The sequence below is a fragment of the Pseudomonadota bacterium genome (assembly GCA_030860485.1).
Taxonomy (GTDB): domain Bacteria; phylum Pseudomonadota; class Gammaproteobacteria; order JACCXJ01; family JACCXJ01; genus JACCXJ01.
The window spans coordinates 1-7,587 of the sequence record JALZID010000043.1 but is presented as its reverse complement, the minus strand read 5'-3'; the positions used below and the strand labels follow the sequence as shown (position 1 = coordinate 7,587).

Here is a 7,587-nt window from a genome sequence, read left to right as displayed (position 1 = left end):
ACTCCCCTATCCGCGCTGCCTTCGAGAGGCTTCAAACCCTCATCGACCAAGCCTGCCAGGAGGCACAACTCGCCACCAGATAAACTTGACTCATTTGCATCACATTTCATGATGCAAGTACTCTAGCTAGGATGCTGCTGCGTTAGTCGGCGGCGGAGTGGAACACCCAGAGCTTACTGAAGGTGAAATTGAAGACCAGCCCGGCGACGGAACCGACGGCGACGCCGAGCACGGGCCGGGCGGCGACGAAGGGCACCAAGGCCACCAGTGCCGCATAGGTGCCATAGTTGACGAGGGCGCCCACGCCATTGGCGGCGACGAAGCGGCCCCATTGCGCCGTCCCACGACGAGGATCGGCGCCCGCGAAAGTAAACCGCCGGTTCATGGCCCAGGTGAAGGTAACAGCGGCAAGGTAGGACACGACGCGTCCGCCATAGGGCCCGAGGCCGCCGTAAAGGCGGTGGCATCCACCACGAACCCCGCCGTGCCGACGAGGGCGAAGCGCAGGAATTGACCCAAGCTGCGGCGGGCCAGAGCCGCATCCAAAGCTTCGGCGCTCACGGCGGGCCGCCTCGGACGGTGGCAGGATCGAAGGCGGGCGCCGCCAATTCCAGGTAGCGCATGCGTTTCGCCTCGCCTCCGCCACTCCCCCGAAATGCATTGCTAACTAAGCCATCATCTGCGTTGGTACACCACAACTTGGGGCGTCTCGTCGACATAGAGACCGGTGACTGGGATCTCCGTTCCGTACGCCTGCCAAATCGAATATTCGTGCTCTCGAAACTCCTGGTGGTACTGGTACGCGGCCAGATCTGACTCGGCCGCGCTCCCCGCCGATCGGATGTCTGGCCGAAGCATTCCATTGCGCTGGTAATGGTGAAACGCCAACCCAGTGACTTCATCCAGCCAAAGCCGTGCGTTGGGCGGGGCATGAGAGTTGACCCAAGGAAGAACGCCGGTGACGTTGTTCGACCAAAACTGTCGCTGCATACCGAGCGTCGCGGCGCCGGGGGCTCCGCCCGCCAATTCAGAGTAGGCGCTCGTTCCATAGGGATAAATGTGAGCCGTGCCAATTGCAGCGGGAAGCAGAAGCAGGACGAAAAGCGCCGGGGCAGCAATCCGTTTTTGCCATGGTTGGCTTCCAAGTTCTGCGATTGCGTTCGCTGCGCGCGAAACGGACACCCCCGCCAACAGTGACAGGAATGTCATCGATGGAAACCAATGTTTCACGCCGCCAAAATGCGGAACTTGGGGATGGCTAATGAGAATAATCGAAGCCAGCGCATTGGCGGCGATCAGAAAGACTTCCCAGCGTCGGGTCGTTTTAGCGATGACTACCGTTACCAATCCGAGGATCATCGGAACAAAGAGGCTGGTGGGAACGGTCAGCGCTGTCTTGACCCATACGTACTCCAGCGGGAAAGGCGGCTCTCGAAGGAGCTTACCCAGATAGAACCACGCGTAGTGGACATGTGTGGCGTGAAATTGGAGATACCAGGCAGTGCGATCGACCGGCGCGTGCCAGAGGTAGGGCCAATGGAGATAGAACACGACCGGCCCTAAAAACATCATTGCGCCGAGAGTGGCGAGAGGACGAAAAGTCTCCGGCGAGCTGCGAACGTTCAACAGGATTGCAGCAGCGCCCGCCCATGCGCCGAGCATCAGAAACGTCTGAGGGCTGAGGAGGGTAAAGCGGGCGACGAATTGTTCAAATCCCAGAGCCGCCCACATCGTCGAAAGAAACAGCGCTGCGCCGGCAAGCAGGGCAATGAATTGAATCACCGCCCGCCGGCTACTGGAATTTCCGGCGGACGCGACCCAGGCGCGCCACAGCGCAAACGGCGTCAGCACGAAGGGCAAGAACAGCGCATTGTGTTTGGTGGCGATGGACAAACCAAAGGCGAAGCCACAGAGAATCCACAGCTTGGGCTCAGTTTGCGCTCTCCAAAAGAGATAAACCACCCACAGCCATAGGGCCGCGACGGGAATGTCGAAGCAGGCCAACTGTGCATTGAAAAATTGCCGTGGAACGAGAAAGAACGAAAGGGCAGCGAACAGCCCCGCGGTTCTACCGAACAGCGGTCGACCCAATTGATAAAGAAGGGGCGGAATGCAGGCGGCGATGGCAAAAGCCGGAAGGCGGAACCCCGCTGCCGGTCGAAGCCAGCCCAGTTTTTCCGTAAAGAGCAAATGAGAGATCCCAAACGACAATTTCATTAGCGCAGGGTGTTCGTGGTTGTAATCGAAGGCCGCGACGATTGCGTCATCGCGCAACGCGAGCGCCGGGGAATTCAGTAAAAGCCGTAACCACTGGATGTACCGTTCGGCGGCGTAGAAATAGACGCTTTCGTCTTGCACGAAGCCGACCGAGGTCTCAGTAAGAAATAAAGCGGCGAAAGCGGCAATAAATATTAACCAGACAGTAGCTTTGTCTTTGTCGAATTGGTCGAACGGTTTCACTGCGCGGCCTCTCCGTACACCCGTAAATCCAGACAAACACTGCGTCCCTCGGGCCTTTCGGTTTGAACCGTGATCGTTAGATTTCGGAGCTCGCCTGCCGATGTTTTAATCAACGAGGACTGCATGCCTTCGCGCCTTGGCGGAATGACGATGTTTGTCAGTAATTGCCCCTCCGACTCGGCGGTAACGGTGATGGGCGTGTAACTGGGTCCACCCCATGAGGCCTGCTCGCCGATCACGCCGGCATTGAGCTCGACATGCCCGGTCATCGGAACATTGGAAAGATCGATCGCTGTCTTGGCAGCGCCTCCGGGAGGGCCGACGCGGATGCAGCGATATGGAGCGTACTCTACTTCGTGCCATTCGAATCCGAGCTTTTCGGTGGCCGCATAGCGAAGCGGACGGTGCTTTTCGTTTCGGTAAAGCCTGAGCTCGAGCGTTCCAAACCAGCGGGGGGGCCCCAACGGCGTACGCCCGGGATCGAATGCCCGTTGGAATGCCTCGAAATTCGCTCTCGGTAGATGGGCCTGAGCGAGCACCCAAATTCTCGGATGATCGACCAGCGGATTCTGCTCGGAACCGAGGTAACCGACGACGGGGAGACTGTCGGGCACGAAGAGCCGCGCGCGCTCGGCCCACCACGGGTAAACCAAGAGGACGTCGCCGGGTTGGGCTTCGGCTTCCAGGACGCTGGCGAGCTGCCGGTAATCGCTTTCCGAGGGGAGCCTGGCCGGCAGGCGAAGATCGAAGGTAAGCGAGAGCGCGCCAACCGCGACGAGTAGAGCGGCTTCGGCCAGGCTAAGATTTCGCCATCCGAATTTTGTGCTCGCTTTTGTCTCGGCAGAAGGTGCAGAGGGCGGGCTCGCCATTGAGATACGAAGGGGTCCAGGGTGGGTACATCGAACAACGTGGATCCAGGCAGTGGTGCAGCTCCCAGAGATGCCCCACATGGTAGACAGCGACGCCCGAAACGTAGCGGAAACCCTTGTCGATGTCTTTCTTCGGATGCGTGCTGACCAGCGCCAGCGTTTTTCCGTAAATTGAGTAGCCGCACGTCGAAGCCGCGCCGGTTTGAAGGTTTCGGTCTTTGAGCTTGCGCTTGGTGAGGTAGACGGCCTTGTCGTACCGGAACGAGCGGACCCCTTTGACCTGGTCCGAGAGCTTGGCGGCATCCGGCGGGTCGCCCGCGGAATCCGGAAACTCCATGTTGAAGGCGTGCTCGCAGCCCACGCCGAACGAGGCGTAGAGTTGCCGGCAGAACTTTTGGATTTCTTTCTCTTCGAAGGGATCGAGCGTCACCACCCGGATCATTTTGTCTCCTTGTCCTTCGACGGCCGACCGCGTTTTTTCGGAGGTCCGGGGGGCGTTTCCGGCTTGGGCTTCGGGGGACGGCCGCGCATAGATTCTTTCACCGTGACTTCTTTGCATCTGACAAAGCGGATCATGCGGCGATTCTGGAATACGCCTCCGGGAAGTGGTGGTCCCGGAGATAGAGCGAAGTTCCCATGACGCGGCGCCGTAGAGGGCGGCGCGCCAGCGGCGGGTCCGGGGAACCTTGGCGATGAGGCCGTGAGCGTCGAAGCGGCGAAAGGTGCGGTTGACCTTGGCGCTTTCCTTTTTGGGATCTTGCCCGCAAGCTCGCAGATGAACGGTGGATGCGAGCCGTGCCCGGATGTCGCGGTTATGGAACCCTCGCAGGCAGTGCTCACCGGACATGACGCTTTGGAATAGTTCAGCGTCGTGACGTGCCAGCGGATTGAAACCGGAGCACCCACGGCCCGCCGCATCCTTTTTGGGAGTGGTCACTCGGTCCAGATCCCGTTTCGCTTGGGTGGGATCGTCGACCACCGCCAGCGCATCGAGATAACGGCCGTTGGCTTGCAATGACACCTCACGATACCGGAACAGATAGGCGACCCCTTTGCGCATCTCAACCCACTCGGTTTGACGCTTGCCTTCGCGCGAGACCTTCTTGCGTACCCGGAATTCCTCGGGATTGTTGATGATAGTTTCCACCCGAAGAACGAGTCCCGACTTGTCATACATCTTGAGCCAGTTCTCTTTGACACGGTGCTTGATCCTGGATCCACCCGTGCGGCGGCAGACGAGGCTCGAGAGATCGGAGACGATCTCGCTTTCGAACTTGCCGTGCAGTTTACGCCCAAGGAAGTTCATGACCTCCCTGGCGCCAAAGCACAATGTGCTGTGGCTAAGTAGTTGTGGGTACAGTTCGCAAGGATCTGGGCGGGTCTTGAATAGGATGTCGGTCGAGTATTCGCTTTGAGCGGTCACCCAATAGTATGAACGGTCGTGGAGGATATCCCGCATCTGCGGATTGACTCGCTTGGCGTATTTCTCGAGGATCGTGGGCCAATGCAGGCTCGCAAAGCGATCGGCGAACCTCTGTGCTTTGGCCATGTCCTCCATTAAGAGAAAGACGTTGTCGTGCTTGGTATAGCGCACCTGATTGGCCGAGAGCTTCCGTGCCAGCCACTCGTGCGCATTGAGATAGACCTGGATCTGCATGGGAAACCAAGTCTGAATACGCACATGGAGGAGACCGAAGTCTCGATCCATGAAGTAGAAATAGAGGTGCAAACACTTGCGCCGAGCGGACCGAACGAAGGGACCCCCCTTCTGGAAGCAGAAAGAGAAGGTGCGGCAGGGCTCGATGATGGAAAAGACACACACCAACCCCTCCTCGATGCCGTCGCGCTCCGCAAGCTCCCGAGCCGTGTCCTCCTTGCGGATATTCGAGACGAGATACTGAAACGGTCCCGCATGCTGCTGCTGAGCCATGGCGATCGCATGGTCCTTCACGCGTTCGGAACTCTCTAACAAGAATCTCTTGAGACTGCTACCCTTCACATCGAGACCGTTGAGAAATTGCGCCATCGCCCAACCAGACATGATGCGCAGGTAGCCACGAAACAGCATCCGCTCGAAACAGGAAAGCACACCGTGAATGTGATCTTCATGCTTGCGGATGAACTCTTTCATGACCCCCTCCGTCCCGATGGTCAACTGACATCGTCTCCTATACTACTCCAGCTCCAGGATTGTGAGGGAACCATTTGGTTGCGGCCAGAGGCCGCGCTAGGGATCTTAAACGCCCTTTTTTCATCAAGAGGCAGGGTACTCCTGGGCTCGTGAGCCGTCAAGCATGGCGGTCGTCGGTCTGGAACCGGGGTATTTTCGGGCCCTTCATCGACCCGAGGCGCTATGGTTCCGAGGGTTTTGGCGTCTCGGGTGGGAGCAGGCCAAGGGGGATGGTCGGCTCGGGGAGATGAACCGGGGAGGGATTCGGATCAGGCGATTTGGAATCGGTCGAAGCGCTGCGCCGGCGCTCGGGGCGGTGCCCGCGGACATGCCAAGATGCTTGAGGATCTTGGCAATCACAGTGGGATCTACGATGGCGGCGATGATCGTCAAGGGGCCGCCGCAGTGGGGGCACTGTTCAATATCGATATCGAATACCCGTTTGAGCAACCGGGCCCAGCTCAGGCGGGCAAGCGCCGCAGCAGGGGGCGCCTCGGCGTGGTCGGCTGAGGGGTATGGGCGTTGACCGGCACGCCCGGAATGACCTCGGGACGGAGCCTCGCGTGGGGTGCGAGCACGCCATGGAAGCGGATGAGATGGAGCCGTGGACGGGGAACCAGGGCGGCGAGTCGCTGCAAAAACTCCAGGGGTGACATGAGGACGTGGGTCGTGCCCTCTCGATAGGCGGTCTTCAGGGTAAGCACGAGTTGCCCGGCACGGTTGAGAGCAAGGCGCTCGTGGGCGATGGCGGGGCGGGTGATATAGCGGCACAGGTGCTGCGTCCTCGGCGCGCCAAGCAGAGCCATCCCTGGCCCTGGCTTTCGAGTTTCTTCCTCTGATGGGCGGCGCAGCACCCCTCGGCATGGAGGCTGAAGCCCTGCTCGTCGGCACAGCGCACTGGGGCAGGCGGCGACTCTCGTGTCGGGACGGTTTGCAAGCTCAGCACTTTCTGCCCGCCCGGGGGCCCGAGGGCAATGCGGTAGGTGCAGGCTGCCGTCCGCAGGGGCCCGAGCGCGAGATCCGGATCGCTGTCGGTGACCTAGCTCATGCCCTGTTCTTCGATGAGGAAGCCCTTGCGGGTCAAGAGCTTCATCCTGTACCTCCTCAAAGCTGCGTCCCCTGTGCATCCGGTTCATGAGGCACTTGATGATACGAAGGAGTAAGGCCTGCAGCTCTTTGGGGGCGGGCACGGCATGGAACACCGGCACGCCCTCGATGACGCGGTAGACCCCATCGAGCACCAGGCAATGCAGATAGATGTTGAGATTCGCGGCCGAGCCGAAACGCTGGATGACCATTTTGCCAGGAGCAAAATGGGACGTACGAAGTACGCCCGCAGGGAGCGGTGCCACGGATGGCACGCATCAACGTGACGGCCGCCGGTGTGGGCTTCGGTGCATTTGAGTCCGGCTTGTTTGATCAGAAATGTGGCAATGACCCGGTGGGCGATCTGCAAGACGTGGGCGTGCAGCTCCGGATGTGTAGCGAACAGCAAGCGAAGCGGGATCGGAAACGAGAGCACCCATTGGCGCTACCTTTACCCGGGGGATGACGTGCTCGACCAGGTGGGCGGCGGTCTCCGTCATGCGCCGGGCGCCACAGCTCGGGCAGAAACCGCGACGCTTGCAACTGAAGGCCACGAGCTTTTCATGGGCACAGTCGGCGCAACGTAGCGTAGAAAGCCGTGGGCTAGAATGCCGCATTCGAGAAAGGGCATCGACCTCTTTGACAAAATCGGGCAAGCCCGACCCGGTCTCAAGCTCGACTTGGGCCAGGGAAGCCAGGCCCAGGGACGGGCCTGCTTGGCGCGCCGAGGACGCAAGGTCTCGTGCTCTTGTACCAGACTGGTAGAGGGAGGTGTCTTCGGGACGCCGCCGCTCGTAGTGGACGCGCCTTCCAGCCTCGCGGCGCTGATCTCCGCTTTCGCGGGGAGGCAGCGCCCGTGTGCCTGGCTTTCCCGCTGGCGCCGGCTGAACCGCTTCGTCCACCGTCCTTGATGGTGTTGCGTTTTACTGAAAGTTACTGGCATTGACAGTAGCATTGGGTTGCCGCTTCGGGCAACCGTTTACGCTATACAACGACCCAGAT

General features: G+C 60.0%; 7 protein-coding genes and 1 pseudogene. 2 read left to right on the top strand and 6 right to left on the bottom strand.

Annotated features, from left to right (window positions below; all coding sequences use genetic code 11):
• Positions 1-142 precede the first annotated feature (142 nt).
• The 3 genes from M3461_02155 to M3461_02145 all read right to left on the bottom strand — a co-directional run bounded on the left by M3461_02155 (position 143) and on the right by M3461_02145 (position 2,999).
• Positions 143-421: a GtrA family protein gene (locus tag M3461_02155; GenBank protein ID MDQ3773249.1), complete on the bottom strand. Its 279-nt coding sequence runs from the start codon at positions 419-421 to the stop codon at positions 143-145.
• 254 nt (positions 422-675) lie between these two features.
• Complete coding sequence (locus M3461_02150; GenBank protein ID MDQ3773248.1) at positions 676-2,460, bottom strand: glycosyltransferase family 39 protein; 1,785 nt, start codon at positions 2,458-2,460, stop codon at positions 676-678.
• Positions 2,457-2,999, bottom strand: a complete 543-nt coding sequence (locus M3461_02145) for a hypothetical protein (GenBank protein MDQ3773247.1) — start codon at positions 2,997-2,999, stop codon at positions 2,457-2,459. Before M3461_02145 ends, M3461_02150 begins: the two co-directional genes overlap by 4 nt.
• Before the next feature lie 12 nt (positions 3,000-3,011).
• Between M3461_02145 and M3461_02140 the strand changes: the two genes are divergently transcribed.
• Positions 3,012-3,242: a hypothetical protein gene (locus tag M3461_02140; GenBank protein MDQ3773246.1), complete on the top strand. Its 231-nt coding sequence runs from the start codon at positions 3,012-3,014 to the stop codon at positions 3,240-3,242.
• 16 nt (positions 3,243-3,258) lie between these two features.
• On the opposite strand, the gene M3461_02135 is transcribed toward M3461_02140, so the two are convergent.
• The 3 genes and pseudogenes from M3461_02135 to M3461_02125 form a co-directional block, all read right to left on the bottom strand.
• Complete coding sequence (locus tag M3461_02135) at positions 3,259-5,460, bottom strand: hypothetical protein (GenBank protein ID MDQ3773245.1); 2,202 nt, start codon at positions 5,458-5,460, stop codon at positions 3,259-3,261.
• Positions 5,461-5,960: 500 nt separating this feature from the next.
• Positions 5,961-6,305 (bottom strand): transposase, encoded by a 345-nt coding sequence (locus tag M3461_02130; protein ID MDQ3773244.1) that lies wholly within the window; start codon positions 6,303-6,305, stop codon positions 5,961-5,963.
• A 445-nt stretch (positions 6,306-6,750) separates the two neighbouring features.
• Positions 6,751-6,797 (bottom strand): annotated as a pseudogene (locus M3461_02125) (hypothetical protein).
• A gap of 396 nt (positions 6,798-7,193) precedes the next feature.
• On the opposite strand from M3461_02125, the gene M3461_02120 reads away from it, so the two are divergent.
• Positions 7,194-7,496, top strand: coding sequence for a hypothetical protein (locus M3461_02120; GenBank protein MDQ3773243.1), 303 nt, complete (start codon positions 7,194-7,196; stop codon positions 7,494-7,496).
• The last annotated feature ends 91 nt before the right edge of the window (positions 7,497-7,587 follow it).

Bases quoted from the DNA above. Each gene is read 5' to 3' on its own strand.
- M3461_02120 (MDQ3773243.1), top strand. From the start codon at position 7,194: ATGCCGCATTCGAGAAAGGGCATCGACCTCTTTGACAAAATCGGGCAA.
- M3461_02140 (MDQ3773246.1), top strand. From the start codon at position 3,012: ATGATCGACCAGCGGATTCTGCTCGGAACCGAGGTAACCGACGACGGG.
- M3461_02135 (MDQ3773245.1), bottom strand. From the start codon at position 5,460: ATGAAAGAGTTCATCCGCAAGCATGAAGATCACATTCACGGTGTGCTT.
- M3461_02130 (MDQ3773244.1), bottom strand. From the start codon at position 6,305: ATGGCTCTGCTTGGCGCGCCGAGGACGCAGCACCTGTGCCGCTATATC.